The sequence below is a fragment of the Streptomyces sp. AM 4-1-1 genome (assembly GCF_029167625.1).
In the GTDB taxonomy this organism is placed as follows: Bacteria; Actinomycetota; Actinomycetes; order Streptomycetales; family Streptomycetaceae; genus Streptomyces.
In genome coordinates, this window is record NZ_CP119145.1 from 90,566 (window position 1) to 117,544 (window position 26,979).

Annotated in this window: 27 protein-coding genes and 3 pseudogenes; 13 read left to right on the top strand and 17 right to left on the bottom strand. The window is 69.3% G+C overall.

Annotation, left to right across the window (positions count from 1 at the left end; all coding sequences use genetic code 11):
- Positions 1-3 precede the first annotated feature (3 nt).
- Positions 4-1,080 carry an anthranilate phosphoribosyltransferase gene (gene trpD, locus PZB75_RS00440; protein ID WP_275533263.1) on the top strand — a complete coding sequence of 359 codons (1,077 nt, stop codon included), beginning with the start codon at positions 4-6 and terminating at the stop codon, positions 1,078-1,080.
- Positions 1,081-1,088: 8 nt separating this feature from the next.
- Here the strand turns inward: trpD and PZB75_RS00445 are convergent, their stop codons facing one another.
- From PZB75_RS00445 to PZB75_RS00460, 4 genes are all read right to left on the bottom strand, one after another.
- On the bottom strand, positions 1,089-1,958 hold the full coding sequence (locus PZB75_RS00445; protein ID WP_275533264.1) for a nucleoside-diphosphate kinase: 870 nt from the start codon (positions 1,956-1,958) through the stop codon (positions 1,089-1,091).
- A gap of 198 nt (positions 1,959-2,156) precedes the next feature.
- Entirely contained in the window at positions 2,157-2,384 is a 228-nt protein-coding gene (locus PZB75_RS00450; protein ID WP_275533265.1) for a DUF6624 domain-containing protein, read from the bottom strand.
- A complete protein-coding gene (locus PZB75_RS00455; RefSeq protein ID WP_275533266.1) occupies positions 2,381-2,773 on the bottom strand; it encodes a DUF6624 domain-containing protein in 393 nt (130 codons plus the stop codon). Before PZB75_RS00455 ends, PZB75_RS00450 begins: the two co-directional genes overlap by 4 nt.
- A gap of 686 nt (positions 2,774-3,459) precedes the next feature.
- Entirely contained in the window at positions 3,460-3,801 is a 342-nt protein-coding gene (locus PZB75_RS00460) for a hypothetical protein (protein ID WP_275533267.1), read from the bottom strand.
- A 352-nt stretch (positions 3,802-4,153) separates the two neighbouring features.
- On the opposite strand from PZB75_RS00460, the gene PZB75_RS00465 reads away from it, so the two are divergent.
- The 3 genes and pseudogenes from PZB75_RS00465 to PZB75_RS00475 form a co-directional block, all read left to right on the top strand.
- Entirely contained in the window at positions 4,154-4,942 is a 789-nt protein-coding gene (locus PZB75_RS00465; protein WP_275533268.1) for an SAM-dependent methyltransferase, read from the top strand.
- Positions 4,943-5,234: 292 nt separating this feature from the next.
- On the top strand, positions 5,235-5,660 hold the full coding sequence (locus PZB75_RS00470) for a DUF5959 family protein (RefSeq protein ID WP_275533269.1): 426 nt from the start codon (positions 5,235-5,237) through the stop codon (positions 5,658-5,660).
- Positions 5,661-5,688: 28 nt separating this feature from the next.
- Positions 5,689-5,799: pseudogene (locus tag PZB75_RS00475) on the top strand (IS5/IS1182 family transposase); the annotation flags it as partial.
- Positions 5,800-6,147: 348 nt separating this feature from the next.
- Here the strand turns inward: PZB75_RS00475 and PZB75_RS00480 are convergent.
- Together PZB75_RS00480 and PZB75_RS00485 are read right to left on the bottom strand one after the other, a co-directional pair.
- The gene (locus PZB75_RS00480) at positions 6,148-6,606 is read right to left on the bottom strand and encodes a hypothetical protein (RefSeq protein ID WP_275538923.1); all 459 of its coding nucleotides are present in this window, start codon (positions 6,604-6,606) and stop codon (positions 6,148-6,150) included.
- Positions 6,567-7,292, bottom strand: a complete 726-nt coding sequence (locus tag PZB75_RS00485) for a methyltransferase domain-containing protein (RefSeq protein ID WP_275533270.1) — start codon at positions 7,290-7,292, stop codon at positions 6,567-6,569. The genes PZB75_RS00480 and PZB75_RS00485 overlap by 40 nt, the downstream gene beginning before the upstream one ends.
- A gap of 749 nt (positions 7,293-8,041) precedes the next feature.
- On the opposite strand from PZB75_RS00485, the pseudogene PZB75_RS00490 reads away from it, so the two are divergent.
- Together PZB75_RS00490 and PZB75_RS00495 are read left to right on the top strand one after the other, a co-directional pair.
- Positions 8,042-8,218, top strand: a pseudogene (locus tag PZB75_RS00490) (IS1380 family transposase); the annotation flags it as partial.
- A gap of 280 nt (positions 8,219-8,498) precedes the next feature.
- Positions 8,499-10,040: an ISL3 family transposase gene (locus PZB75_RS00495; protein WP_275538524.1), complete on the top strand. Its 1,542-nt coding sequence runs from the start codon at positions 8,499-8,501 to the stop codon at positions 10,038-10,040.
- A 49-nt stretch (positions 10,041-10,089) separates the two neighbouring features.
- Here the strand turns inward: PZB75_RS00495 and PZB75_RS00500 are convergent.
- A pseudogene (locus PZB75_RS00500) lies at positions 10,090-10,302 on the bottom strand (Type 1 glutamine amidotransferase-like domain-containing protein); the annotation flags it as partial.
- 258 nt (positions 10,303-10,560) lie between these two features.
- Between PZB75_RS00500 and PZB75_RS00505 the strand changes: the two are divergent.
- Positions 10,561-10,770, top strand: a complete 210-nt coding sequence (locus PZB75_RS00505; protein WP_275533271.1) for a hypothetical protein — start codon at positions 10,561-10,563, stop codon at positions 10,768-10,770.
- Between the two features lie 37 nt (positions 10,771-10,807).
- Here PZB75_RS00505 and PZB75_RS00510 read toward each other — a convergent pair whose 3' ends face one another.
- On the bottom strand, positions 10,808-11,440 hold the full coding sequence (locus tag PZB75_RS00510) for a response regulator transcription factor (protein ID WP_275533272.1): 633 nt from the start codon (positions 11,438-11,440) through the stop codon (positions 10,808-10,810).
- A complete protein-coding gene (locus PZB75_RS00515; protein WP_275538525.1) occupies positions 11,440-12,711 on the bottom strand; it encodes a sensor domain-containing protein in 1,272 nt (423 codons plus the stop codon). The genes PZB75_RS00510 and PZB75_RS00515 overlap by 1 nt, the downstream gene beginning before the upstream one ends.
- A 198-nt stretch (positions 12,712-12,909) precedes the next feature.
- Here PZB75_RS00515 and PZB75_RS00520 point away from each other — a divergent pair, with 198 nt between their 5' ends.
- The 3 genes from PZB75_RS00520 to PZB75_RS00530 all read left to right on the top strand — a co-directional run bounded on the left by PZB75_RS00520 (position 12,910) and on the right by PZB75_RS00530 (position 17,544).
- A complete protein-coding gene (locus PZB75_RS00520; protein WP_275538526.1) occupies positions 12,910-13,647 on the top strand; it encodes an ABC transporter ATP-binding protein in 738 nt (245 codons plus the stop codon).
- Positions 13,641-16,097, top strand: coding sequence for an FtsX-like permease family protein (locus PZB75_RS00525; protein ID WP_275533273.1), 2,457 nt, complete (start codon positions 13,641-13,643; stop codon positions 16,095-16,097). Before PZB75_RS00520 ends, PZB75_RS00525 begins: the two co-directional genes overlap by 7 nt.
- Positions 16,098-17,418: 1,321 nt before the next feature.
- A complete protein-coding gene (locus tag PZB75_RS00530; protein ID WP_275533274.1) occupies positions 17,419-17,544 on the top strand; it encodes a hypothetical protein in 126 nt (41 codons plus the stop codon).
- Positions 17,545-17,726: 182 nt separating this feature from the next.
- Here PZB75_RS00530 and PZB75_RS00535 read toward each other — a convergent pair whose 3' ends face one another.
- The 7 genes from PZB75_RS00535 to PZB75_RS00565 form a co-directional block, all read right to left on the bottom strand.
- Positions 17,727-18,089: a hypothetical protein gene (locus PZB75_RS00535; RefSeq protein ID WP_275533275.1), complete on the bottom strand. Its 363-nt coding sequence runs from the start codon at positions 18,087-18,089 to the stop codon at positions 17,727-17,729.
- 101 nt (positions 18,090-18,190) lie between these two features.
- A complete protein-coding gene (locus tag PZB75_RS00540; protein ID WP_275533276.1) occupies positions 18,191-18,634 on the bottom strand; it encodes a hypothetical protein in 444 nt (147 codons plus the stop codon).
- A 405-nt stretch (positions 18,635-19,039) separates the two neighbouring features.
- Complete coding sequence (locus PZB75_RS00545) at positions 19,040-19,555, bottom strand: GNAT family N-acetyltransferase (RefSeq protein ID WP_275533277.1); 516 nt, start codon at positions 19,553-19,555, stop codon at positions 19,040-19,042.
- 32 nt (positions 19,556-19,587) lie between these two features.
- Complete coding sequence (locus PZB75_RS00550) at positions 19,588-20,238, bottom strand: hypothetical protein (protein ID WP_275533278.1); 651 nt, start codon at positions 20,236-20,238, stop codon at positions 19,588-19,590.
- A gap of 230 nt (positions 20,239-20,468) precedes the next feature.
- A complete protein-coding gene (locus PZB75_RS00555; protein ID WP_275533279.1) occupies positions 20,469-20,708 on the bottom strand; it encodes a hypothetical protein in 240 nt (79 codons plus the stop codon).
- A gap of 1,431 nt (positions 20,709-22,139) precedes the next feature.
- Complete coding sequence (locus PZB75_RS00560; protein WP_275533280.1) at positions 22,140-23,057, bottom strand: TIGR03619 family F420-dependent LLM class oxidoreductase; 918 nt, start codon at positions 23,055-23,057, stop codon at positions 22,140-22,142.
- Positions 23,058-23,061: 4 nt separating this feature from the next.
- On the bottom strand, positions 23,062-23,868 hold the full coding sequence (locus tag PZB75_RS00565; protein WP_275533281.1) for a GH3 auxin-responsive promoter family protein: 807 nt from the start codon (positions 23,866-23,868) through the stop codon (positions 23,062-23,064).
- On the opposite strand from PZB75_RS00565, the gene PZB75_RS00570 reads away from it, so the two are divergent.
- Both PZB75_RS00570 and PZB75_RS00575 read left to right on the top strand, forming a co-directional pair.
- The gene (locus PZB75_RS00570) at positions 23,759-24,073 is read left to right on the top strand and encodes a hypothetical protein (protein WP_275538924.1); all 315 of its coding nucleotides are present in this window, start codon (positions 23,759-23,761) and stop codon (positions 24,071-24,073) included. The genes PZB75_RS00565 and PZB75_RS00570 overlap by 110 nt on opposite strands.
- Positions 24,074-24,576: 503 nt before the next feature.
- Positions 24,577-25,167: a GNAT family N-acetyltransferase gene (locus PZB75_RS00575; RefSeq protein ID WP_275533282.1), complete on the top strand. Its 591-nt coding sequence runs from the start codon at positions 24,577-24,579 to the stop codon at positions 25,165-25,167.
- A gap of 362 nt (positions 25,168-25,529) precedes the next feature.
- Here PZB75_RS00575 and PZB75_RS00580 read toward each other — a convergent pair whose 3' ends face one another.
- Positions 25,530-25,802: a hypothetical protein gene (locus tag PZB75_RS00580; RefSeq protein ID WP_275533283.1), complete on the bottom strand. Its 273-nt coding sequence runs from the start codon at positions 25,800-25,802 to the stop codon at positions 25,530-25,532.
- A 424-nt stretch (positions 25,803-26,226) separates the two neighbouring features.
- Here PZB75_RS00580 and PZB75_RS00585 point away from each other — a divergent pair, with 424 nt between their 5' ends.
- Positions 26,227-26,871, top strand: coding sequence for a helix-turn-helix domain-containing protein (locus PZB75_RS00585; RefSeq protein ID WP_275533284.1), 645 nt, complete (start codon positions 26,227-26,229; stop codon positions 26,869-26,871).
- The last annotated feature ends 108 nt before the right edge of the window (positions 26,872-26,979 follow it).

The window sequence follows — 26,979 nt, forward strand, 5'->3', positions numbered from 1 at the left end:
CCTGTGACCGCACCCGCCGTCCGCACCTGGCCACAGCTCCTCGCCGCGCTCCTGCGCCGCGAGGACCTGACCGCGGACGACACCCGATGGGCCATGGGCGAAGTCATGAGCGACGCCCACACGCCCGCGGCCTTCGCCGGCTTCCTCGTCGCGCTGCGCGCCAAGGGCGAGACCGCAGCCGAGATCTCCGGACTGCTCGACGCCCTCATGGACCGGGTCGTACCGCTGCCCGTCGACGGCCGCGACGTCGTCGACATCGTCGGCACCGGCGGCGACGGCGCCCACACGGTGAACATCTCCACCATGGCGGCGATCGTCACGGCCGCCGCCGGGGCGAGCGTGGTGAAGAACGGCGGACGCTCGGTCTCCAGCAAGAGCGGCTCCGCCGACGTCCTGGAAGCCCTCGGCATCCCGCTGTACCTCAGCCCCGAGCAGGTCGCCCGGTGCGTCACCGACCTGGGCATCGGCTTCACCTTCGCCCCGGCCTTCCACCAGGGCCTCAAGCACGCCTCCCCCGTCAGGCGCACCCTGGGCGTGCCCACCGCGATCAACTACCTGGCCCCGCTGACCAACCCCGCCCGCCCCGGCGCCGCCCTGGTCGGCTGCTCCAACCTGCAACTCGCCCCCGTCCTGGCCTGCGTGCTGGCCGACCGCGGCGCGAAGGCCCTGGTGGTCCGCGGCCACGACGGCCTGGACGAGATCACCACCGCCGCCCCCACCGAGGTATGGACCACCGGCGAGCACGGCAGCGTACGCACGACCACCATCGACACCCTCCGCTTCGGCCTGGCCCGCCCCCGGCCGGACGCGCTGCGCGGCGGAGACGCCGCCTACAACGCGTCGGCCGTGCACACCATGCTCAGCGGCGCTCCCGGCGGGGCCCGCGACGCCGTCCTCGCCAACGCCGCCGGCGCCCTGGCCACCCACAGCGGCGCCCTCCACGGCGCGCAGGCGGCGCCGTTCGAGGACGCCTTCGCCGACGGCCTGGCCCGGGCCCGCGCCGCGGTGGACAGCGGCGCCGCCGCCGACCTGCTCGACCGCTGGGTCAAGCTCGCCTCCGCGCTGGCCGAACCCAGCTAGTCCCCAGTTCACCGCCCCGACCCGTCGTTCAGCAGCGGCGCCCGGCGCGACCAGTCCCTGACCGCCGCCCACCGCTGCGGCGTCTGCGGAACGGCGATGTCCCGGACCAGCGCCGCGAACGCCTCGCCCCGCCATCCCGGCACCCGCCTGGCACCCGGCGGAGCCGGAGGACACCCCGGGTAGGCCGACCGCACCGCCGCAAGCGGCGTCTCGATCACCGACGAGCCGCCGGGGCCGCTGGCCCATGCGGACGCCACCAGCTCGGCCCGCTCCTGCCAGGTCAGGAACACCGCGAGCTCGCGCACCACGTCCAGCGGGTCGTCGCTGGTGTGCACCATCGTCAGCAGCCGGTTCGGGCTGCCCGCCACCGACCGCAGCGAGTCCCGCGGCCGGCCCGCCGGGTCGTTGCCGCCCTTCAACCGCGTCAACCGTACGGCCGGGTCGCCCTGCGGATGGCGGTAGAGCACCAGCAGTCCGGGCCCCAGCGCCGCCACGGCGTCCAGCAGCAGCAGCCGCTCGGCCGTCGCCCGCGTCAACTGCCACCACCACAACGCCCGCACCCCGCCCCGGTCCAGACGCACCGCGCACGCGCCGACCGGAACAAAGCGAGCGCCGGCGACCCGCTCGATCACCTCCCCCGCAGCCCCGGCCGCGGCGACATCCGGCCGCAGCCACAGCAGCCCAGTCTCGCAAGCGAACCGCAGCGCCTCATCCGGCCCGAGCACCCCGACCAGCGTCGCCCAGCCCTCACGCACCAGCGGATCCGCGCCGTAGCGCACCGCCTTCTCCGGCTCCCCCGTGAGCTGATCGACCGGGGGCACCGGCATATCGCCCCACATGGCGGCCTCGTCGGCCTTCTCCTCCGCATGCGCAGTCAATTCAACGCCCTCCCGGCCGGATCCTGCTTTTCCTCAAGCAGGACCAGCACACCGTGGCCCCGGCCGCCAGCCCAGTCGCCAGCGGCGTGAAGAGCGTGAAATTCTCAGCGAAAGCGTGAAACCCCGTGAATTCGCGCGCCTTGCCCGTACCGGGCATACGTTAAGTCGGCTCACGGGAGGTGCATGCCTGGTCGCTCGTCACTGATGGCTCGCGGTCACGCGCTCGATGTACTCCTCCAACGGGTCGAACCCCCAGGCAGCACGCAACTCGTCGACGGCGTCGGGCTCTTGCACAGGGTGCGGGACCAGCGCCCCGTCCGGCCCAGGGATCAGCTGTGTGCCGAAAATCTGGGGAAGCCCCTGAGCCACGAGTACCCGGTCCTCCAGGAGCGCGCCGTGCCGTGGGGCGGCGTCGCCAGCGGTCACGCTGGCCGCGAGCAGGTCCAGGCACGCCTGTTGGAAGCCGGCATCCCGGTCGGCGTGTGGGCGATCAGCCACGCTGCCGAAGCCGCCCGCAGGCCGACCAGCGCATCTCCGGGCCAGCCGTGGATCGCGATGATATCGCGCAGCCGCGCCGTGTTGGCCTCGTCGATGCGGGCGACCGCATCGCTCCAGTCAGCGGAGCGCAGGGCTGGCAGCAGCGTGCGGAGGGCCTGATCGGTTTCCTGGCGTTGCAGGAGTTCGGCGGCCAGGTTGTCGTCGCGGGCCGGCGGATGTCGCAGTGCGGCGGCAGACTCGATGTCGTCGGACAGTGCGCGGCCCATCACCAGGGTGTCGCTCGGGATCTCGAGGTCCAGCAGGTCTGCGGCGGACACCCGGTGGACGGCGTGTTCGGTTCGGCGACGGGGTGAAGGAGGCGGTCGGCCACGCCGATGAAGATGTGGTCGCGGTGGAGGTGACGGTGCGGGCAGCGGCTGTCCGCCGCAGCGGGGATCTCCGCGACGTGCCAGGCCGTCGGCGCGACCGGGTACGGGTAGCCAGCAGGCGGCAACGGGGCCAGGAGCCGAGCCTCCTCCCGCGCCTCTCGAACGGCCGTCTGTTGCGGTCCTTCGCCGTGTTCGACGTGTCCGCCGGCGGCGAGTTGGCCGCCGACCCGCGAACGGGAGATCAGGCAGAACCTCCAGCTCGTCCCGAACCGGGCGAAGAGGAAGACGGACGCTGTCTCGTGCTCTACGTCGCTCACTCGTCCGATTGTGTGCGCAGGAGAGCTGATCCGCTGCGACTTGCGGCAGCCTTCACCTTCCTGGGCTGACGCTGGGGACTTGCACCCAGGCGGACCTGGAACGGTGGATGGCTGGCCCCACGGCGAGCTATCGCGACGAGACAGGCCACTTCGTCCGCTGGTCGGTACAGCACAGGCATGCCCGTGGCCTGACCTACAGCACCGTCCGCTGGACAGGCCCACTCGGCACAATCGACAGCGAGAAGCGCTGGGCCGACGCCCGACGCCTCCTCCACGACGACGCCCTGCCCACCCCGGTCTTCCGCAGCCAGGTGATCGCTAGATCGGGCGGTCGACCTGGACCAGGCGCTCACGGAGCCGGTCGAGTTCGGGCGCGATGGTGCCGTCGTCGGCGGCGAAGACCTTGCGCAGGCGGGCGGCAAGACTGCACCGGGTGCAGGGCGCGGTCGTCAGCTGCCACGTCGTGTTGCAGATGCGGCACCGTTTCCAGAAGTCCGGTTCGGGGTTGACGCAGCGGGCGCACAGCGGCTTCTTGAGTGTCCCGCCGCGGACAAGGCTGTTGTCACCGCACCCGGAGCAGACGATCCAGTGCCCCTTGCACAGGTCGCACAGCGGCTTTCCCGTAGCGCGGGAGATGGGTTCCCGGGCCAGTACGTCCACAGATGGCGCACGTGCGCTCGGGGCGCGTCCGGCATTGCAGGCAGACCGGGCCCGGTCTCGGTGCGCCCGTAGACGCGGCGTCGGTTGCCGCACTCGACGCAGACTTGCCGGTTCCGTTGGTCACCGGCCCAACAGGGCTGACAGAGGCCGTCACCGTTCTCGTCCCGGAAGTGGATGGGCTTCGTCTTCTCGCAGCGAGAGCAGACGGAACCCTGTGGCTTCGCGGCGCAGTACCCGCACACGCGTAGAGCGCCGGGAGTTTGCCGCATGGGCGTCCTGCTGCCCCATCGGTAGGGTTACGTATTCGCGGCGCCCCGAAGGGCTTCGCTCTCACCACGACGAGGAGCATGTGATGAGTCAGCAAGACACGTTCGATGCGGCAGTATTACGGACGGATGCTCCGCATTCCGCGCGGGTGTGGAACTACTGGATCGGCGGCAAGGACTACTACGAGGTCGACCGCCGTCTCGGCGACGACGTCATAGCCGTGTACCCGCAGGCACAGGAACTGGCGCGCGCTTCCCGAGGCTTCCAGACGCGCGCGGTGCGCCACCTGGCGGCGGAAGCCGGAATCGGTCAGTTCCTCGACATCGGTACGGGGCTGCCGGTCGCCGGCAGCACCCACGAAGTGGCACAGGCCAGTAATCCGGCTGCGCGCATCGCGTACGTGGACAACGATCCGTTGGTTCTGGCACACGCACGGGCGCTGCTGACGAGCACCCCGCAGGGACGAACGCAGTATATCGCCCAGAATTTCATGGATACGGAGCAGGTGCTCCGTGAGGCTCGCGAGACGCTCGATCTGTCGCAGCCGGTGGCGGTGATGGTGCTGTCCACGCTGGGACACGTCGAACCGGCAGCAGGCGTCGACCTGCTGCGCCGGTACATGGCGCCGCTGGTGTCCGGAAGCTATCTGGTGCTCTGCGACACGATCTCGACACCGGCCACGGTGGCGGCGCAGGAGGCGTACGCGGCAGGAGACACCCCGGCGTACTGGGTGCGGCACCGGGACGAGATCACGGCGAGCGCGGAGGGCATGGAGATGGTCGAGCCCGGGTTCGGGCCGGTCTCTCTGTGGCGGCCGGAAGCAAGCGGTGCGACGGCGGTGGACCAGTGGGGGTTCGTCGCCCGCAAACCGTAGACGGCAGACTCCCCCGCGGAGCGACGCGGCGAGCAGCCGTTGCGTGGCATCGCCGGTGCCGGTCGTCTCCGCGGGGCGCGTGCAGCGCCTGGATGGATGTGCTCTCGGCAATGCAGGCCCCGCCCGTAGGTGAGAAGCCCACGGGGGAAGGGGCTTTGGCGGGCCTTCACACAAGGCGGGAAACCGCCAGCTGCCGTAGCGTGTCTGAGTCGCGCACCCCACATCCATCGTTGTGAACCGGGGTGCGAGAGGATCGGAGTGTCTTGTTCGCTCACTGGTCTATGAGGTGGTCGTGATCGACGATGCACACATCTTGGAGCTCTTCCGATTCGCTGACGGCGTGCAGAGCGTGACCCTCCGGGTCGCGTGTGATGTACCGATCGTGACAGGGGAAGAGAGGTACTACGCGGCCGAGATCGTGTTGGAGAGCGGCTTCGTCAACGGCACTGTCGGACTGCACGTTTCAGACGGGGATCTGGATGCATGGGGCCGTTGTCTCGATGCTCTTGAGGCCGAGGAGGGAGCCGAGTGGCCACCCGGCGGCCGTAGTGCGTGGTTGTCTGTGCTTCCCGAGGATCCGGTGGAGGTGACTGTGCACGACTCGCCATCGACGCAGATTGCAGTGCAGGTACCCGTGGACGTGGCGTCCGGGTGGCTGGAGGAGAACCGGCTCCGGCTTGAGCACGTGCGTAAGGCGGTCGCGCAAAAGACGACCTGATGATCTGACGCGATGACCTGGTCTTGCGATGTCTGGCGTGATCACGGCGTCGAAGCCGTCCTGGACAGCCCCGTTCACGGGGCTGGGCCCGCGTCTCTTCGGCAAGCTGGTGCCTGCGCCGCGCCCCGAGGGCGCGGATGGGACGCCGGGAGCATCAACAAGGTGGCGGCGGCCGTCGAGGTGCTGCTGCCCAGAGCCGACCGGGGTGCTTGATGGCGTAGGCGGAGCCCGCATGCAGACGAATATGCCTCCTTCGGTGTCAGACCATGGCCATGGCGGGTGGGCCCTGCGCGCGAGCTGGGCGTTTCATCCATGCAGCTTCGCCCGCAAAGGGAAGGGTGACGGCACCCGGACGGGCTCCGCCTGCCATGGTGCGGGGCCGGGCGCGACCAACGGGCGCGGCGTGGCCGTGGCTGGTCCAAGCGGGGACGGGGCAGCGTTCGGTGAAGCGGGCGGGTGCCGTTCTCGGTCAGGCTGGTGTGGCGGATCAGATGAGAGGATGCGCGCTCAGCGAATCGGGAAGAACGTTGTCGGGGGTGTCGAGCCAGATCCGCTGCCCTTGAGACGTGACAGACAGGCCTGCCCGGTCGCGGGCCGGGCGGCCGAGGTCGTCCCAGGTGCGGTAGGCGGCCAGGGCCTCGTCCCACAGCCTGCGGGGCCCGTACTGCGCAACGGGATACTCCTGCCGGTCGGGCATGTAGTCGGCCGAGGCCCAGGAATTCTGGTCGTCCGCGAGGATCCAGAAGGTGATCTCGCCACTGTCGTCGTCTGCGGTGATGGGCAGGTGCCAGGCGTCCGGCAGCGCGAGGCCGGCGAAGAACAGGGCATCGGCGTCCTGCGCGATCGCGAGGGGCGAGAGGCTGGTCGTGGTCTCGGTGGCGTCCTTGCGATGGTGCAGGAAGTCGTTCAGGTAGCCACGCGCGGGGCGGGAGTTGCGGGACCGCATGAACGCCGGGTAGCCGGTGAACGTGCCGTGCGCGCGGCCGTCTCGAATGTCGACGACGGCGAAGAGTACGGGAAGAACGATCCTCCCCAGGGCGCGACGATCCGGCCGTGTCGGGCCTGTTCCACCCAGGCGTAGGGAATCTCCGTGACCGCGTAGGTGGCGATGACCCGCTGGTGGGGGGCGCCGGGTGGCCAGCCCCGGGTGCCGTCGCCGTGCACGATCAGTGGCGAGAGGCCTGCCGCTGCGGCGTTCTTGGCCGCCTGCTCGGCGAGCACCGTGTCGATCTCGACGGAGACGACGTGGGAAGAGCCGAGGCGGTGGGCGAGCCAGGAGGCGTTCAGGCCCGTGCCGGCGCCCAGTTCAAGAATCCGGTCGGTCTCGCGTGCGTCCAGCAGGGACAGCATCTCCAGCATGACGGACGGCTGCGAACTCGATGACGTCGGCAGACGGTACTCGTCGTGGGCTGTGGAGCGGCCGTCGTTGACCTGGGTGGTGATCGAAACGTCGCTGTAGACCGCCTCCAGCCATCTGGCCGGGGAAGTGGTGCGCGAGATGGCCTCGTCCCCGACCTCGATGTCCTCGGGAATGAAAAGGTCCCGTCGTACGTCGGCGACGGCGTCCCCCCAAGGCGCAATGGGCACGCCCTTCTTCCGCAGAGCGTCCAGCAACGACGCGGGCGAGCTCACAGCCGGGTCACTTCTTCTTGGGCGGGTTGCTCACCGGCCCGCTCCACTGGCCGTCCGACTCCTTGGGCGACTGCCTCTTGTCGCCCTCGGAACCGCCTTTGCCGTCACCATGCTGTCCCATCGCATCTCCTTATCCACCCAGAAACCTAACCCTTCGTATTCTCCTGTCCGGACGGTGAGAGGAAGGGTCGTGTTCAGCCGCTCACAGCAGGCGGGGAGGTACGGGAGCGGGGGCCAACCGGTCGGCCTTCTGTACAGCTTGCTCTGATGCCTTCTCGACGGTGGCGCCGCACGGTGACGTCAAGCTGTGTGGCGGGGCCCGCTGATCGCTCTGCACAGCCACGATCCGGTGATCCGGTCCGTGCTTGCGGCCTGCGAGGTCTGAGAACCTTGCGCCGACCACTGCACCTTGGGCTGAAGGGGCGGCAACGTCCCGGCGGGCAGGCCGCAGGACGCGCTGCGGTCGGTGGCGGGCAGCCCCAAACCGGCTGGTTGGCGGCGGTGCACACCTGTGCCGGTCCGTTGGACGTGGTACGCGAGCTCGGCGTGCTTTTGCCCTGGCGCGAGCGAGCCGAGCTGGCGGCGTCCGCCTGGGCCGGCAGGCCCGGCGTCTCGCCGGTGAGCGAGGCCCCGCCCGCGGCGGTGCGAGCGGACTACCCGGGTTGTCGCCAGCTCCGTCGGGGCCGGGCGGAGTCCGGCGGGGCGGAGCGAGGAGTTCGCGGCGCCGGTGCGTGACCTCACGGTCTTGCAGCGGCAAGGTCCGCCTCTGGGAACCCCGCCGTCTGCGATTCCGCCTGTTCTCCGCAGCCGGACAACCCGTCACCACCGGTCGGCGCCGCATCCTCCGCCTCGCCCGGCACTGGCCCTGGACCGGCGAGATCACCGCCGCACTCGAACGACTCGCGCTCCTGCCCAACCCCGGCTGACCAGCAACGTCCATCGACCCCACGACAACATCACCCGCCCCGGCAGTGGAACCCGGCGCCCACCCGACGCGAAAGCCGGGCCGCCGACCTGCCCACCATCAGCTCCGGAACGCGAAAGGGCCCACCGACTCCGTCGGCGGACCCTCACGAAAGATCGAGGCTAGAGACAATGCCGGTAACTTAGGGACATTCTGGTCGTTGTTGGTGGTATGCCGGGCCTGTAAAACGTGCGGCTCTGTCTCACATTCGGTGGTGACTCTGCGTTGTGAGTGTCGTTGACATCGATGTGATGGATGTCAACCAGCTTGCGCAGATGGTATTTGCGGGGATATCTCCGCTGGTCATTGAGGATGTGGTCGACGAGGGCGAGCGGGTCGTGGTGAGGGCGCGGACTCCGCAGAAGACCGCGCCCTGCCCCGTGTGCGGGGCCTCGTCGGGGCGCGTTCACGGGTATCACTGGCGGACCGTGGCCGACGTACCGGTCGACGGCCGACGAGTGGTGGTCCGTGTACGGGTGCGGCGTCTGGTCTGTCCGACACACGGCTGCCGTCACACCTTCCGCGAGCAGGTGCCCGGGGTGCTGGAGCGTTATCAGCGACGCACCACCCGCCTGACCGCGCAGGTCAAGGCGGTAGTCAAGGAGTTAGCGGGCCGGGCAGGGGCGCGCGTACTGGCGATACTCGCGGTAGGCCTGTCGCGTCACACGGCTCTGCGGGCCCTGTTGCGGATTCCGTTGCCCACGGGACGGGCGCCCCGCGTGATCGGCGTCGACGATTTCGCTCTGCGCCGGCGGCACCGCTATGCCACCGTGGTGATCGACGCCGAGACCCATGAGCGGATCGACGTGCTGCCCGACCGCACGGCTGACACTCTGGAAGCCTGGCTGCGCGAACATCGGAGCGTCGAGATCGTGTGCCGTGACGGCTCGGCGACCTACGCCGAGGCCATCCGCCGCGCTCTGCCCGATGCAGTGCAGGTCGGTGACCGCCGGCATTTATGGCACAACCTGTGCGAAGCCGCCCTGAGCGAGATCAAGGCGCACAGCACCTGCTGGGCCACCGTGCTGGAGGCGCCCCTGTATGACGGGCCCCGCGCACGGACCACCCTGGAGCGCTGGCACCAGATTCACGACCTCCTCGACCAGGGCGTGGGTCTCCTCGAGTGCGGCCGCCGTCTGCATCTGGCCCTGAATACCGTCAAACGCTATGCCCGAGCCGACCGGCCCGAGCGGATGCTCCGCGTCCCGAAATACCGCGCCAGCCTCGTCGATCCCTACCGCGAGCACCTGCGCAAACGCCGGGCTGACGACCCCGCCGTCCCCGTCCAGCACCTCTTCGGAGAGATCAAGGCCCTTGGCTTCACGGGCTGCCTCAACCTCCTGCACAAGTACATCAACCAAGGGCGCGCGGACGCCGACCGCAGCCATATCTCCGCACGCAGACTCGCCCGGATGCTCCTCACCAGGCCCGACAACCTCAAGGCCGAGCACCACGACCTCCTGGCCCGGCTCACCGCCGCCTGCCCCGAGTTGACCCAACTGGCAACCCACATCCGGACCTTCGCTCTACTTCTGAAGCCTCAGCCAGAAAACGCCGATGCACTCGACCGATGGGTCGCCCAGGTCCGCGCGGCCGATCTGCCGTATCTGCACGCCTTCACCCGCGCTCTCGAGCGAGACCGCGACGCTGTGATCGCCGCATTCACACTCCCGTACAGCAACGGCCCGACCGAGGGCGTCAACACCAAGACCAAGCGGATTGCCCGCCAGATGCACGGACGAGCAGGCTTCACCCTCCTTCGCCACCGCATCCTCCTCGGATAACACCACGCAGAGTCACCACCGAATGTGAGACAGAGCCGCTCGTTTGACAGACCCGCAAGACGCTGGGCTCGCAGGGACGTGACTGGTACGCCCCGAAGAACTGCTCGATGTAGGCGGGGGCGTCGCCACCGGCTGTCGGGATGAAGCACACCCTGGGGCGAGGAACGGGCACCTGATCGAGCACCCAGTCATCCAGCAGACCATCGTCGTCGGTGGAGAAGCCGCCTCCAAGGAGAGCTAAAACGACGTTCCGGAACGACAGACACGAGGGTGCCTCCTCAGATCAGGATTCAGACGCGCATGATGCCCTGAACCGTGCCAAGCCATCGGCTACGTCCGCAATCGAATAGCCCCTCTGGCTGCCCGAGGTCCTATCCATCCAGGGCAGACCACGGCCACCGCAGACGTCGAACGGCAGCAATTAGGACAGTCCGCGACCCAGACCGTGTTCCACCTGCACGGCCACCTCGTTCCCCGCACCGCCGAGAGACGGCCTCGCCCTTCCCCAGAAGCCCGTCCGATGAGTCTCTTCGATCAGTTCACCCGCCGCACCGCCGACATCACCGCCCAGCTCACCATCCGATTCACCGCGCCGGTCCCACCCGTCGAACACGGCACCGCCGACCCGTGGGCCAGCAGCTACACCGGCCCGGTCGGCAGTGCCGACCGCCCGTGTCGAGTATCAACACCGGCAAAACGGGCTTATGCCGACGCCGTACCTTGCGGCTGATGTCAGCCAGGTATGGCGGCCCAGTGCGCTCGGTGGGTCAGGCCCGCAGGTAAGTGAGGACGGCCAGGACCCTGCGGTGGGCCTTGTCCGTCGGAGGCAGGTCCAGCTTGGTGAGGATGTTGCCGATGTGCTTGCCGATCGCCGCTTCGGAAACCACCAGCTCCTTGGCGATCGCGCCGTTGGACTTGCCTTCGGCGATCAGTGCCAGCACCTCGCGTTCGCGCGGGGTGAGCTGCTCCAGCGGATCGCGGCGGCGACGCAGCAACTGGCGCACCACCTCGGGGTCGACCACCGTCCCGCCGTCCGCCACCTTGTGCAGCGCTTCTACAAACTCCTCGACCTGGCCGACCCGGTCCTTAAGCAGATAGCCGACGCCTGATCCGTCGCCGGAGTCCAGGAGTTCGGCAGCGTACGTCCGCTGCACGTACTGACTGAGGACCAGGACCGGCAGTGTGGGGCGCTTCTCACGCAGCCGCACTGCCGCGTGCAGGCCCTCGTCCTGGAAACCAGGCGGCATGCGTACGTCCGTCACCACGATGTCAGGGGCATGCTCCTCGACCGCGGCGACCAGTGCCTGCCCGTCCCCGACGGCCGACACCACCTCGTGGCCGCAGCGGCTGAGCAGGCCGATTAGCCCTTCCCGCAGCAGCACGCTGTCTTCGGCCAGCACTACGCGGAGCGATCGGCCCCCTTGGTCAACTCGCAAGAAAACTCCACACGCAACAGAGTCGGTCCACCCGGCGGACTGGTCAGGGCAAGTCTGCCATCAAGGACCGATACCCGGTCCGCGAGACCGGTGAGGCCGCTGCCCACCGAGGGATTCGCGCCGCCGCGGCCGTCGTCGCGCACCTCGAGGAACAGGCGTCCGTCGCGATGACCGCCGCTCACCTGCGCGCCGTCGGCCCCGCTGTGCTTGGCGACGTTGGCCAGCGCCTCGCAGACCACGAAGTACGCCGCGGACTCGACCGCCTGGGCTGGCCGGCCCGGCAGTTCGAGGTCGACGTCGACGGGGACCACACAGCGGTCCGCGGCGTCGCTGACCGCGGCTTGGAGGCCGTAGTCCGTGAGGACCTTGGGATGGATGCCGTGGATGAGCTCGCGCAGCTCCGCGAGCGCCTTGCCCGCCTCCTCGTGGGCCTTGGTCAGCTGGTCGGCGAGCGGGCCGGGCGGGGCATCGAGGCGGGCCAGCCCGAGGGCCATCGTCAGGGCCACAAGGCGCTGCTGGGCGCCGTCGTGCAGATCGCGCTCGATACGGCGCCGCTCGGCCTCGAAGGCATCCACCAACCGGACGCGGGAGCGGGCCAGTTCGACCACCTTGGCGCCGAGCTCGCCCTCGCGGGAGGTGATCAGCAGCCGGGCCAGCTCGGCGCGGGCGCCCGCCGTGACGCCGAGCACGTAAGCGCACAGGCCCATCAGGAGCAGGCCCAGTACGGCGACGCCGAAAGCGGTCGGCCATGTGGTGACCGTCCACTGCTTGAGCACCTTCGCCTCGTGGCCGTCGCCAACCGTGGCCATCAGCAGCGGGGTGGCGACCATGGACAGTGGAAAGAGCAGGGCGACCGTGATCACCAGGGCGTCGACAGGCCACAGCAGCCCGGCGAACAGCAGCGCGTACCCGAGCTCCCGCCAGGTCGCCTGCTCGCGCAGCCGGGTGGTCAGCCAGGCCCACAGTCCCGGCGCGGCCGGCACCTGGTGCCGACCGGACACCGGGTTGCGGTCGATCAGGCGCACCCTGCGCCGCTCCACCCAGGCCACCGGGATACCGCTGAGGGCAACCACGACGAGCATGGGCAGCCCCACCAAGACGATGGCGAGCGCACCGCAGACCGCTGCCACCGTCACGATCCCCACCAAGGTGGCGACGCCGGTCACCGCGCCGGTGAGCAGATACGCGGCGGAGCGCCAGGGCCAGGCCGACAGCAGGAAGCCCGGCCGGGACATGGCCTGCCACACATTCTGAGGGTGCATGTGCATGACCGTAAGTGGCCCACCGGTCCGGTGCCATCGGTCCAGGGCGCGTATCGGGGGTATGCCTGGCACTACCCCAAGTCTCGCTCGGGCCGTACTGCGTCACGAGGGGCTTCCGCGGTTTCGTTGAGGCACCAACGAGCCAAGGAGCAGGTACTGGTGGGGGAACATATGAGCAACGACGCGATCCGATTGCGCTCCGTAACCCGGCGGTACGGCTCGGGCGGCACGTCCGTCACCGCCCTCGACCAGGTATCGTTCGCCTTCCCGAAGGGGACTTTCACCGCCGTGATGGGCCCGTCCGGGTCCGGCAAGTCGACTCTGCTGCAGTGCGCCGCGGGCCTGGACCGGCCCACGTCGGGCTCGGTCACCGTGGGCGACACCGAGCTGACCAGGCTGAGCGAGACCAAGCTGACCCTGCTGCGCCGCGAGCGCATCGGCTTTGTGTTCCAGGCGTTCAACCTGCTGCCCTCGCTGACCGCCGAGCAGAACGTGGCCCTGCCGCTGCGGCTGGCCGGCCGCCGCCCGAAGAAGGCCCAAGTGCGCGAGGTGCTCGAACAGGTCGGACTCGGCGACCGTGCGCGGCACCGCCCGACGGAGATGTCCGGCGGCCAGCAGCAGCGAGTTGCCCTGGCCCGCGCCCTGATCACCCGCCCCGAAGTGCTGTTCGGTGACGAGCCGACCGGCGCGCTTGACTCGCAGACCAGCCGCGAGGTGCTGACCCTGCTGCGCGGCATGGTCGACCGGGACAGCCAGACGATCATCATGGTCAGCCACGACCCCGTCGCGGCCTCCTACGCCGACCGCGTCGTCTTCCTCGTCGACGGCCGGGTCAACGGTGAGTTGATCGGCGCCTCCGCTGAGGACATCGCGGCGCGCATGACCAAGCTCGAGGCGGCGCCGTGCTGAGCACCACGCTGCGCACCCTGCGTACCCGCTGGGTCAACTTCGTCGGCAGTTTCGTCGCCCTTTCCCTGGGCGTCGCGCTGATCGCCGTGATGGGGCTGGCCCTGGCGTCCTCGCTGGACGCTCCCGACCGGGGGGCGGAGCGGTTCGCCGCCGCGCCGGTCGTCGTCAAGGGCCAGGACACCATCAAGGTGCTCACCTCGATCGGCGACCGCACCCAGAAGCTCGCGCAGCCGCGTGCCGTGCCCGACGACGTGGCCGTGAAGCTGCGGGACCTCGGGACCGTCGTCGAGGACCGGTCGTTCGCCGTGCGCGCCGAGGGCGGGCCCGCCGATCTGGTGGGCCACCCCTGGTCCACGGCGGCCTTCGCGCCGTACCACCTCGACGCGGGGCGCGCGCCCGAGGCCGTGGACGAGGTCGTCGTCAGCGGTGACTGGGCCCGTCCGGGCACCCGGGTGCGGACCGACGGCGGCACGGTGCGCGTCGTCGGCACCGTGGCCGGGCTCGGCTTCGAGAACGCCGTGTTCTACACCGACACCCGCGCCGCCGAACTGTCGCCGCGCAGCCTCCAGCTCGTGGTCGACGCCGATGCGGCGGCCGTGCGCGAGGCGGTACGCGGTAGCGGAGGTGTCCAGGTCCTCACCGGGGACGCGCGCCGGTACGCCGACGCCGACCCCGACCGGGACAGCGAGGCACTCACCGCGATGAACGCCATGTTCGGCACGGCCGGCGGCGTCACCGGATTCGTGTCGGTGTTCGTGGTGGCCTCGACCTTCGCGTTCGCGGTGGCCCAACGGCGCCGCGAGTTCGGGCTGCTGCGCACCGCCGGGGCGACCCCGGGACAGATCCGCCGCATGGTCGTGTACGAGGCGCTCGCGGTCGGTGTGCTCGCCTCGGCCGTCGGCTGTGTGCTCGGTTCCTACGGGGCTCCGAAGCTTGCCGAGTGGGCGGTCGACGAGAGCCTTGCGCCCCGCTGGTTCACCATCGGCGGCTACACCTGGCCCTATCACATGGCGTTCTGGACGGGCCTGTTCGTGGCCCTGTGCGGCGTGCTGGCCGCGTCCTGGCGGGCCGGGCGCACCGGTCCCACCGAGGCACTGCGCGAGGCGTCCGTTGACACCCGGCCGATGACCTGGGGCCGCTGGCTGTTCGGCGCGGCCCTGCTGATCACCGCCGCGGTGACGCTGACCCTGGCCCTGGTGACGAACCCGGGCGACCTGCTGCAGCGCAAGACCTATGTGAGCCGGCCGATGCTGCTGATCACCGCGGTCGCGCTGCTCGCGCCGGTGCTGGTGCGGCCACTGGCCCGGCTGATCGCCTGGCTGCCGGCCCAACTGCCGGGCGCCGGCGGGATGCTGGTGCGGGAGAATGCCGCCACCGGGGTCCGCCGCAGCGCCGCCGTCGCGGCGCCCGTGCTGGTCACGGTCGCGCTGGCGGGCTCGCTGCTCGGCGCCACTGCCACCCTCAACGAGGCGAAGGCCACCGAGGTGCGCGATCAGACGGCCGCCGACTTCGTGGTCACTCCGGCGGGCAACGCCGGCTTCGACAAGGCGACGCCGCAGCGGCTTCGGGCCGTGTCCGGTGCCGAGGTCTCGGCGAGTTCGTCGAGCGCCGTGTACGTCCTGGAGGACGGCGTGGCGCTCATCAGGTCCGATGCCAGGGCCGTCGAGCCGGAACCGCTCGCCGCAACGGCCCGTCTCCCTCTCGCCGCGGGGAAGGTGGGCGATCTGGACGACGACTCGATCATCGTCAACGAGGAGTGGGAGAAGCACACCGTGGGCGAGCGGGTGGACGTGTGGCTCGGTGACGGCACGAGGAAGTCCCTGAAGATCGCCGCGGTCATGGCCATCGGTACCGGCAACAACGGCGTCTACGTCACCCCGCGCAACGCCCCCGCGGCGTTCGTCGACCGGGTCGACGTACGCCTCGCGGACGGTGCCGACGCGGGCACCGTGGCCGCCGGTCTGCGTCAGGCGGTGCGGGCGTCGGGCGGGGAGGTCCTCACCAGGGACGCCTGGGTGCGAGCGACGTATCCCGAGACCAACCGGACGACCCGGATGGGGTTCCTCCTGGCCTTCGGGATCGCTCTCCTCTACACCGGCATCTCGCTGGCCAACACGATGGTCATGGCGACCTCCGACCGGGTCCGCGAGCTGGCTGTGCTGCGGCTGGCCGGCGCCACCAGGTGGCAGGTGCTGCGGCTGGTGGGCGTCGAGGCGCTGATGGTGGTCATGGTCGGCGGACTGCTGGGAGCGCTGGTCGCCGGGCTCAACCTGGTGGGCATGTGGAGCGCGCTGGGCCTGCTCTCGGTGTGGACGTCCATCGAGATCCCGTGGGCGACGCTCGCGGCGGCCCTGGGTGCCTGTGCGGCGCTCGCCGTGATCTCGGCGGTCGTTCCGGCCGGCCTCTCCCTGCGCCGCAGGGCGGTGGAGCTGGCGGGGACACCGGAGTGACCTTTCTGCCCTGGGCGCTGGTCTGCCCGGATGCAGACCTCGTGGATCACGGGGCGAGGGACCTTCCCGTGGACTGTAGGTGTGCTCTTGACCTCAAGGCGTGGGAAAATCGCGGGGACCAGCGCGGGAGAGGATCTTCGCAGGCAGTCGTACAAGTCGTGACCAGCGAGTTCCGTCGGCGCCCCTGATGTCCGCGACAGAAACACGGGGCTGGGCGGGCTCGGTTGTGAGCAGGCGGTCACTGACCGGTTAGGGTCCGCAGGTGTTGAGCAGCTCTGGGTGGACAGCGCACTTCGTGAGCCGCGTCCTGCCCGCGCCCACGACCACGTGTCCTTTCCTTAGATGTACAGCCCGACGACTTGGTGTCGTGGCTGGATGAGGTGGGTCTTCCCGACGGCCTGCCGTTCCTGCTTTCGCCGCGGTTCGAGTACGACGTCGCGCTCAACCCGACACCCAGCACCGCGCCAGGCTGCTGACCGAACCCGCATTCACTCAGGGAGACACGAAGTGTTTACCGCTGTCGTCGCCGTCCTCGGCACCCTCGCCGGATCACTCCTGACCGGCATCCTCCAGCACCTCAGCCAGCGATCGCCCCAAGCGGGGCCGCCATCGCGGTCGGCCCTGGTGCCGCCCGTTTTCACGCCGGGCTCGACAAGGTCAACGCGACCATCGAGGCCAACCCGACGCTGCGGGGCCAAGACGCAGACGAGCGACTGGAGATCACCCTCCTGCGGGACGAGTTCGCGAACCTCCACCTGGGTACGGTCAACCACTGCCTCTGGAATGCGCCCACCACCGAGTGCCAGAACCAACTCCCTTCTGCTCAGCGCGGCCAGGCCCCCTGCTGGGCGCCTGCCAATCATCGCGTTGCCGCAATTGCGTCCTCACCTTGTCGCACAAGCGGATCTGGCGCATGGAGGAGGCCGACTTGGTGGACTTCTTGAAGAAGAAGCTCTCCAGGCCACTGCGCGAGCAAGCCGTGACGCGCCTCGCGGAAGTCCGCTCTGCCACCGCGCAGACCGACAAGCTGAAGGAGAACCTCTGATGCCGCTGTCCGCAGCCACCGCCGCCACACTCCGAGAGGCCATGGCCCGGCTGCTGGCCGGAGAGGCCCGGCACAGCGACGGCGCGCTCACCAAGGAGCCTGGCCCGCGAAGCCCAGGTCAGCCACGCCAGCGTCCACCGGGCCGAGGACGTCCTCGCCGAGTGGAACGCTCTGATCCCGCAACCAGTCCTCCGGACGCCCGGCGAGGTTCAGCGCGACGAAACCATCGCTGAACTCAAGGGAAGACTCCGGAAAGCCAACCTGAAGGTCAGCGAGTTGCAGAGCAAGCTCGACGCTCTGGCCACGGTGACAGCCAACCTCTACCACGGGAACATCGATCTGAAGAAGAAGCTGAGCAAGCAGCAGCAGAGACGCCTCGCTGTGCTCGATGACGGAGTGTGACCAGTCGGGATGCGCACGCTGAGGTCCGCATGTAGCCGAGAAGCCCGACGTCAAAGGGCTCCGGAACCGAATTGACCGGGTTGCAGGGGCCGAGGGGGCATCTGCCGTGTGGACCTCAGCGTGTAGGCGCGACCAGGCCGATCTCGAAGGCGAGGATGACGAGGTGAGCGCGTGCAGGGTGGTCATCGTGTCGCCTCCTCGGGCCGCAGCGGCAGCTCGTCGTCATGGTCACCGACAGCCGTAGCAGCATCCGCCAGCACGACCGGGTCGAATCGGTCCAGGACCTGGTCGATCCGCTGGGAGTACGGGCCGAACACGGCCATGAACTGGGCGGCGGGCATCTGCTGCCACTGCCGGGAGAAGAACGCCTTCAGCCTCAGGAGGTTGGCGGCATGGCGAGGCGCGAACACCGCCAGTGGACAGAGCAGACACACCCACGGCCGGGCCGGACACGGCTTGCCCTTGGGGCCGTGCAGCCCGGACATCTGGTCAGCGCACGCCGCGGTGAACACATCGCGTTCCCCGCCGATCAGTTCGCCGACCACGGTTCGTCGAGCTGGAGGCCGTTGACCAGCTGCGGGTAGTCCCGAGCCAGGACAGCAGCGCCTTCGTCTGTGATCACCGCCGGAGGATGAGCTCTTCGCAGCTAGTCGTGCTGAGCATCCTCGACGAGCGCCTCCACCGCCCGCTGCGGGGATGGCGTCGCGGCGGTCAGATAGTGGTCGCCCTCCACCTGGGGACTGTGGTTCGGGTCGATAGTTGCCCGTCCCTGTCCGCTCCAGGTCCGACGGTCGCGCATCGCCAGATGCGTCGTAAGGCGGTCCCATTCGGTCTCCGAATACGGGGGCAGTGCCTGCCGAGACGGAGCCTGGGTGTAAGCGCGGCCGGTCAGCAGCTCCCGCTCTCCGGGATCGAGGCGGCCCGTAGCTGTGTCGAAGCCTCTCAGCATCCGCCGGATAAACGCCTCCCAGCGGAACTTGCGGGTCGCCATCCGGTACTCGATCAGCACGCCGCGTCCCAGTTCCGCGGCCCCGCCGCTGAACCCCTGCGCGGCCAGCCCTTGGGCGAGGTTCCGAACCGGGGAAAGCACAGGTCGACCGAGTTCGCCGAGTCAAGACTGCCGTGTGGGTGGATCAGTTCGACCAGACCGGTCAGCAGATCACTCACCAACTACGGGCAGGGCAGCCCCTCCAGCCTGAACTCCGCCGTGGAGCCGTCGCTGAACATGCACCGGATGCCCGGAGGATCGATCCGTAAGTACCGTCGCGGGCATCAGATCGCCTCCGCCGTGTCATCGTCGAACTCGGCCGCGGCTTCTCGCTCGGAGGCCGCATCATCGGTCAGCCCGGCAGCGGCTCCGGCCCCCTCGTATGCCTCCCGGTAGATACGTGTCGTATCCAGGCGGCGTAATGGTGGAGTCGGGTATTGGAACTTCCTGAATGCCCCTGCCTTGGGAGGGGCTCCGCGTGGGTCCCCAGCATGTTGCGGACCGGTATCAGATCAGATCGGTGCGAGGATCGATGGCCCAGTGGTTGGTTCGTAGGACTCGACCGGCGAAGGGCACGTCTTCCTCGTCCAGAAACCTGAAACCGAGTGCTCGGCAGATACCGTTTGACGGGGCGTTTGATGTCGCGGGAAAGGCGTGTATAAGCCCCCACCGGCCGTCGTCGCGGGCCAGCTCAAGCAGCATCCGGACGCTCTGCTTACCGAGTCCTCGTCCTTGGAACTCCGGCAGCACCATCCAGCCGATCTCGGAGATGCTCTCGGCGTCGGCGTCGGCGCCGTGAGGCCGCAAGGTCACCGTTCCCGCGACCACTCCCGGCTCGGCCTCATCGGGCACGATCATCTTGGTCCAGTCCGTGCCCGCCGTCGCCCGTTGAACATCACGTTGGACCTTCGCTTCCATGCCCTCGCGAGGCAGCGGACCGCCCAGCTCGACCATCATGGCCGGGTCGCATCGCATACGGACGTAGGCGTCGACGTCGCCATACTCAACATCACGTAGCAGCATCTGTGTTGCTCCATTCGCTTTGAAAGCCGACATCACGGCTGGCGGTGGCTGATCTCGGCCGCGTAGGCGGCCCAGTCGCCGGCGGCGGCTCGCTGCCATTTGACGGCGACGGTGATGTCGATGCCAAGGGTGCGGGCGAGGACCGCGGCGGGCAGTTCGGTGGCGAGCTGAAACAGGGCGGTCGAGCGGGTCTGTGCGAGCGGGATGCCGAGTTCGCGGAGCCGTACACCCATGGCCCAGGCGCTGATCGGTCGGCCGGGTTGTCCTCCGGGGAAGAGCCAGTGCGATTCTGTGCGGCCGAGGACGGCATGGCTGCGGCGAACCTTGACCTGTTGGAGGGCCAGTTCAGCGACGGGTGTGGGCAGGTCCACCGGGACGGCGCCGAGGTGGATGCGGGCTGCTCCGTTCGTGTCCTCGATGTGGTCAACGGTGAGCCGGGAGATCGCTGCGGGCCACTGGGCATAAAGGAACAACAGCAGTCCGGCGAGGCGGCCTTCGGGCTTGAGGGTGTCGTCATGCAGCAGGCGGCGGGCGGTGCCCCAGCGGGCTTCCTCGTCCATCGGCTGGGAGGGGCCGTTCCATCGCACGGCAGGGAAGGTGACATCGCGGGCGATCTTCTGGGAGAGGGCCCATCGCACGAAGTGGCCTGCCTCCTGGCGAAGACGAGCGTCGTCTCCGGTCATCCAGCGTTCGAGGTCGGTCTGTCGGCAGGTGGCAGGGGTCAGGTTCTGGTCCTCGACCCAGTTCAGGAGATGGACGGCCGCCCGCAGATGTTGCCGCGCGACCGTGAGCTGATAGTGCGTGATGTCCTTGCCGCGGCTGCGTCGGCGAAGCCGGCGTAGCAGGTGCCATGTCGCGTACCGGTGCAGGATTTTCCGCCCCTCGACGGTCGCGTGGGAGGCGACGAGGTCTTTCAGTCTTTCACGTGCCGTTCGAGGCGGACCATCTGTTCGTCCCGTTCGGGCAGGACGCCGGTGGCGACGAGGACACTGCGGAGGTGTTCGACGACCTTGCCTTCGGGGAGTTCGTCCAGGGCTTCGTGGGCGAGGGGTCGGCGGCCGGAGCCGAGATCGGACAGGACGGTGGAGACTATGCCCTGGGGAGAGCCAGCGCATCGCGGTGCCGGCCCGTTCGGCGTCGGCCAGGGCGTCATGGAGAGACTGCAGTTTCGGTGGTATGGAGCCGGCGCCATCGGCGAGGATCTCGCGGAGTCGCTGCTTGAGCGTGCAGCGGGGACATGGGCAAGGAACGTGCAGTCGTTCGGCCTGTCCGCAGGTGGGACATGGGCGCCAGAGCTCGGCGTCCGGGTTGGTGCAGGGGCCGCAGACGGGAGCATCTGCGGTGCCGGAGTGGATGCCGAGGAGCCGTCCACAGACGGTGCCGTGGGCCGGGCGTCTGTCGCAGCCGCCGCAGCGGGGCAGGCCGGTACGCTTCGAGAGTGTGCAGGGTGCGGTGCGGCCGCAGATCGAGCAGAGCAGGACGGGCGGGGGACAACAGTTGGGGCAAAGAGGCCCGTCAGCGGTGCGGCTCTGTACTCGTCGGCGTTTGCCGCAGCCGATGCAGATCTCGGTGTTCGCGGGGTCGGTGACCAGGCAGTTCGGACACAGCGGTCGCCCCTGGGCACGGGTGGCCGGTTCGCGCCGAGCACCACAGCGTACGCATTCTTCGATGCGGGACTTGGCGATGCAGTTGCGGCAGACCCGCTGACCGTCCAGCGGCTTGTCGATGCGGACAACTCGGTGGCAGCAAGGGCAAGCCGGACGGACGATCCCGGCGACGCCTGCCTCGTGCAGCGAGTCGATGAACCGCAGGATGGCGCGATGTGGCGCCAGATGGCCCTCTCCGGTCAGCAGATGAGGGTTCTCCTCCAGGGCCCGGGCCACTCTCTGTCGATAGGTCGGACCCTGGGGTGCCGTGCTGCGGAGGGCTTCGGCGATCACGTCGCGGTCGGCGTCCGGTGCGATCGCGGTGATGACCTCGTGGACGACCGTTACCGGATCACGGTCGTCGTTGTCAGGACACATCTTGCAGCGCGGCAAGCCCTTGCTCCCGGAAGCCGACGCGTCGGACGTCGCCGCAGACGGTGCACTCGGTGGTCTCCTGCCCGCACACCGAGCAGTACCAGTCCTGGCCCTGCCGCTGGAAGGTTCGTAACTTCTTGCCGCACTCGACGCAGATCGGCGGCGAGATCGCCGAGGCGCCTGCCCTGCGGAGCTCGATGAGTAGATCGCCGAGGGCCCGGGGTGCCGGGGATCGGTCGTCGGTCAGGACTGCGGGCCGCGTCGCCAGGGCTTCCGCCAGGCGCCGTGCGCCCGCAGGGCCGATGACGGAGGTGGAGGCTTCATGAAGACCACCAGGTCCGGCGTGACGACGTCGCCGTAATTACGGCCTGCGACCAGCATTCTGCTGGGCTCGGCCGGGGCGAGCAGGCGGACCTCGGCCAGCGACTGGTCGCGCCGGTCGGCCGGATCTCGTCGCAGGGAGTGCCGGACAGGAGATGGATCAGCCCCGCGTCGGTGTCGACACGGGCGTACGTTCGTCGTCTCCGACGGCAGCACGCGCGATCAGCAGTGTTCTTGTCCTCTCACCAGGTTGCGGGGGCCAGTTCATGCAGCAGCAGGTCGACGCGGCGTCGCACGTCGCCGGCCGGCGCGTCCGGTGAGCCGATCTCGGGGTCGAAGTTGGGGTCCAGGAAGATCTCGGTCAGGCCGGTGTCGGCGAGCGCGGCGAGAGCGGCCCGGATGCTGTCCGCGGTGCCGGTCAGCGGCGGCCCGCCGGGAACCGACCGGGTCCGCAGCCGCACCGGGGCACGGCAGACGAACCGCAGGGCCGCGGGGTCGCGTCCGGCGCGCTCCGCACTGTCGCGCACGACGGTGATGGCGTCACGGATGGCGGCCGGGCCGGCCTTGCTGCTCGCGATCCAGCCGTCACAGAGACGTCCCGCGCGGCGCAGTGCGGCGGGCGCGGCGCCGCCCAGGAGCAGCGGCGGATGCGGGGACTGGACGGGCCTGGGGCCGAACCGGGCGGGCGGGACGCGGTAGAAGGGGCCGTCGTGTTCCACCACGTCCTGCTCGGCCCACAGGGCGTGCAGGCAGGCGAGGAAGTCCTCGGCGCGGCGGCCGGTGCCGGTGGGGGGAACGCCGGCGGCAGCGTACTCCTCGGCGGCCCAGCCGTTGCCGAGACCCACCTCGAGCCGGCCCCCGGAGAGATGGTCGAGGGTGGTGAGCTGCTTGGCCAGCACCGCGGGAGTGTGCAGCGGCATGACCAGGACGGCGACACCGAGCCGGATCCCGGTGGTGTGCGCGGCCAGGAACGCCAGGGTGGTCAGGGGGTCATGGACGCTGCGGTTGGCCTCGCCCCAGGAGTCGTCGGGCGCGCCGAGGACACGCTGGTAGGTCCAGAGCGAGGCGTATCCGAGCTGCTCGGCGGTGCGGGCGACGTGCACGGCGGTGTCCGCGGTGGCCCAGGGACCGGACATGGGCGCGGCGAATCCGATGCGCATGCCGTCACGTCCCCGGGCGGGCGCGGACGAGGTCGCGCGCGGTGTCGAGGAACGCCGAGTCCTTCCGCAGCCAGTGGTGCTTGATCTGGGCTCCTGCGGCGCCCTGGCGGAACCTTCGTTCGGCGATCCGGCCGAAGGCCCCGGGCACCAGGGGCAGGACCTGCAGGGGCCGCAGCCGTCCGCTGCGGCGCTTCTCGGCGTATTCCACGTTGACTTCCTGAAGGGTCGCGTCGATGCGGCGGGCGGTGTCCTGCACGTTCAACGCGCCGTGGACGTCGGCCCACTCGACAGCGACGAGATAATGAGGCGGGGTGTCCCGGACCGGGACGCCGCAGAAGTGCGGATGACCGGTGCGCTCACTGCCGAGGACCCGCATCACGGCGGTGTGCACATCGGATTCGGTGAGTTTCTCGCCGGTGAAGGTGGACTGGAACCCCGCACGTGCCAGGAACTCCAGCCGTGGCGTGGCACCGACCGCGCCGACGACGCGGTACACGTCACCCACGTCATAGCGGTAGAGCCCGTTGGCCTGGCTCATGACGAGCCGGTAGTCCGCGCCGGGTTCGAGTTCGTCATAGCCCAGGGCAGAGGCGTCCTCAGGCAGGGGACCGCCGTCATCCAGGTCCTGCCTCGGTACGAATGCGAAGTGTCCCTGACCGACAGCGAGCGGCCCCGCCGAGAGATGGCCGTCAACGGGCAGCGTGACGATCCCCTCGGTACCCGTAGTACTGAACGGCAGTGTCGCCACACCGGCCGCGAGCCGGGACGACCAGGGCCGGTACAGCGCCGCGGAGGCGGAGTTCCAGCACACCAACGAACACAGGCCCGGCCCCTGCGCGCAGGGCGAGCCGGGCGCAGGCGACGCCGCCGGTCGCGCCGAACAGCAGCACGCCCTCGCCCGGGCGCGGCCGGGCGCGGCTGAAGAGCAGGCGCCGGGCCGTGACGCAGGAGACGGGCAGTGCGGCGTAGCGTGCCGGGTCGGCGTCCTGGTCAGCAAACGCCGGGCCTTCAACTGACCGAACCGTTCGAACCGGCCCTGTTCCGGCTGCTCGGGCCAGCCGCACACGGTGAAGGCAGCCGCCCGCAAACCGCACTCTCGGCGATCACCTGTGGTGGGCCTCGCACCGGATCTGCCGCTGGTCAAAAGCGCCACTGGTGATCTGGTCCTCCGGCCCCCGCCGCCTGGACGCAGAACCGGTCGGCGACCGGGAACAGGAAAGCACGCATGGCCACGCGAGCCTCCCGTCCGGTGATCCACGCAGTACGTGAACCGGGCGGTCTTCATCACCGTGCGCAGCAACGCGACCATGCAGTCCGCCTTCTGTGCGTATGACCTCGTTCGCTCTCCAGCAGCAGCGTCTGTCACCAGTTCGGACGGCGACGGACGGTCCGAAAACCCCGTGGACACGCACAAGCAGTGACGTCGCTCCCGGCTGAGGAGCCCGACCATGCCCGGCCAGGCACCGGGCAGCTGATATTACGTTGTCCGCCTCAGTCAGGCTGCGAGATCATCCGCCGCATGGAAAAGCCCGCCGAAAACCTCAGTTCCGACCAGGTCGCACTGCGCCGGTGGCGCATGAGCGATCTTGACGCCTTGGAACGGGCGATCTACGAGTCTTTGGACCATCTGGTGCCATGGATGCCCTGGGCAGCTGATCCCGGCAGACAGCAAACCCATGACTTCCTCGCCCGGAGCCACGAAGAGTGGGAGACCGAGCAGGCCTTCGGCTACGCGATCACGTCCGATGCCGCGGTGATCGGCAGTTGCGGCCTCATGCGCCGCATCGGTACGGGCGGCCTCGAAATCGGCTACTGGCTTCACCCTCACCGGACCGGACGGGGCCTGGCCACGACGGCCGCTGAGGCCCTCACCGGCCAGGGCTTCCAACTGGCGGGCACCGACCGCATCGAGATCCATCACGACGCTGCCAACCCTGCCAGCGGAGCCGTCGCCCGCCGCCTGGCATTCACTGAGATCGAACGCGTACAAGCACGTGAAGGACCGGTCGCTCCCGGCGAAATGGGGATTGGCGTCATCTGGCGGATGACGGCAGACCAGTGGAAGGAAAGATCAGCCGAGTGTGCTCAGCGAGCAACTGAACAGAGCTGATCCGGGGGCCTTCTCCCACCGGGAACCGTCTGCCCTGATCCACCGTCCCGGACGACGACGAAATCAGCCGTCGCACTCGGTCATCAGCCTCGGCCAGGAGTCGCGGCAGATCATCTGATCCTTGTCCGCCCGATCGGCGGTCTCATCGAACTCGTTGGGAGGCGAGGACGCTTCCATGTACCGACCAGCGGCGCGGAGTGAGCGGCGTACTCCGCTGATGGGTTCGTAACGGGAGCGAGCACCCCTGCGCGAAGCACTTCATCGCTTCCAGCCTCGTCTCGTTCGGTCGGTCGGCCGCCACGAGACTCAACTCCCTGGGTCAAGTGCGATCGACTGGTGGACGAGGGCCGGTCGACGGGCCGTCAACCGCGGTGTCCGGTCAGCAGCCAGGCGAGGTCTGTCACCGCGATCGCACCCCAGATCCAGCAGACGGCGGCGCTTCCGTCAGGTGCCAACGCCGTGGCCAGTGCGCCCAAAGCGACCGTGCCCAGCACCAGTCCGGTGCTGCGCCTCCGCGCCAGTGATGCGCGCAGCGGCCCCGGTTCGGCCAGCCTGTCGGCCAGGTAGGCGTCGAACGCCTCCGCGACCTGATCGTCGATCTCGTCCCGCATCCGGGCATCCATTGATTCAGACATGGACGGCCACCCGCCGCACCACTGTCGCCTGAGCGGACGCCACTCCTGACGGTCTCAGCGCGACGACTACACACAATGCCGCAAATGGCAGTTCCGGTGTGCAGGCCGGCGCCGGCGAAATGAGGAGGCAGTGCCCGGCCCTCATGAAGTCGCACCAAGCGCCGGCCAGTAACAGCACGGCCGTCGCGATCGACACCAGCGGTGCCCGGTGGCCACCACGCCGCACCAGTACCGCGGGCCACGGCACCAGCAGTACCGTCTCTGCGGACCTCAGCGGCACCCCGGCCAGGTTCTTTCGCATCCGGACCCCCGAACGTCCCGGCGCCCCGTCGGCGCCCTCTCGAACCAACGTAGCGATTACAGAGACATTCTGCAAATAATCTCTGCGGTTACTGCAGAGGGTCTCTGCAGTACGCTGGCCGGTATGGTCGAGCGCCCCGAGAAGAGAGTGCTCACCGGCCCGGACCTCAAAGCCTTTTACAAGGCACTGTCCAACCCGGTGCGCCGCGACATCCTGAGCTACCTCGGAGAGCACGGCGAGGCGAACTCCACCAGCGTCGCCAAGGCCCTCGGCGAAAGCACAGGCACCACCAGCTACCACCTGCGCAAACTCGCCGGCCTCAAGCTGATCGCCGAGATCGAGGAGCGGTCCACCGGCCGGGAACGCTGGTGGAAGTCGCTCATGACGGACATCTTCACGCCGCCGGGCCTGGAGTTGACGGCCGACGAACGCGAGGCCGCGGTCAAGATCGGCGCGCTCAAGATGACCCATGATCTAAACCTGGTCGTGAGCGCCTACACCGGTTACGACTCCGCCGCAGGCTGGAACCAGATCTACCGCGCCGGACTGCGGATGACGAAGGAGCAGGTCGCCACGTTCGTCGAGGAATACCAGGCGCTGCTGCGCAAGTACCTGAGCGAGCCCGGTGACCACCCGCCCGGCTCACGGCACATGGCCGTACGCCTGGTGGTTGTGCCCGACGAAGGCCCCCGGCCCGCCCTGCCGGACGACGATCAGCCCCGCACCGGACAACACAGAGCCGACGCGGAGGTCGGTACAGGGCACTGACGCCGTCCCCACTCGGCCGGCCCGGTCGACGGCGTGCGGCGCGGCCGCCGCCTGATCGGGGTTGTGGTTGTCGGCGCGTGCGGTGGCGGAAGCGGTCGCGGCCGGGGC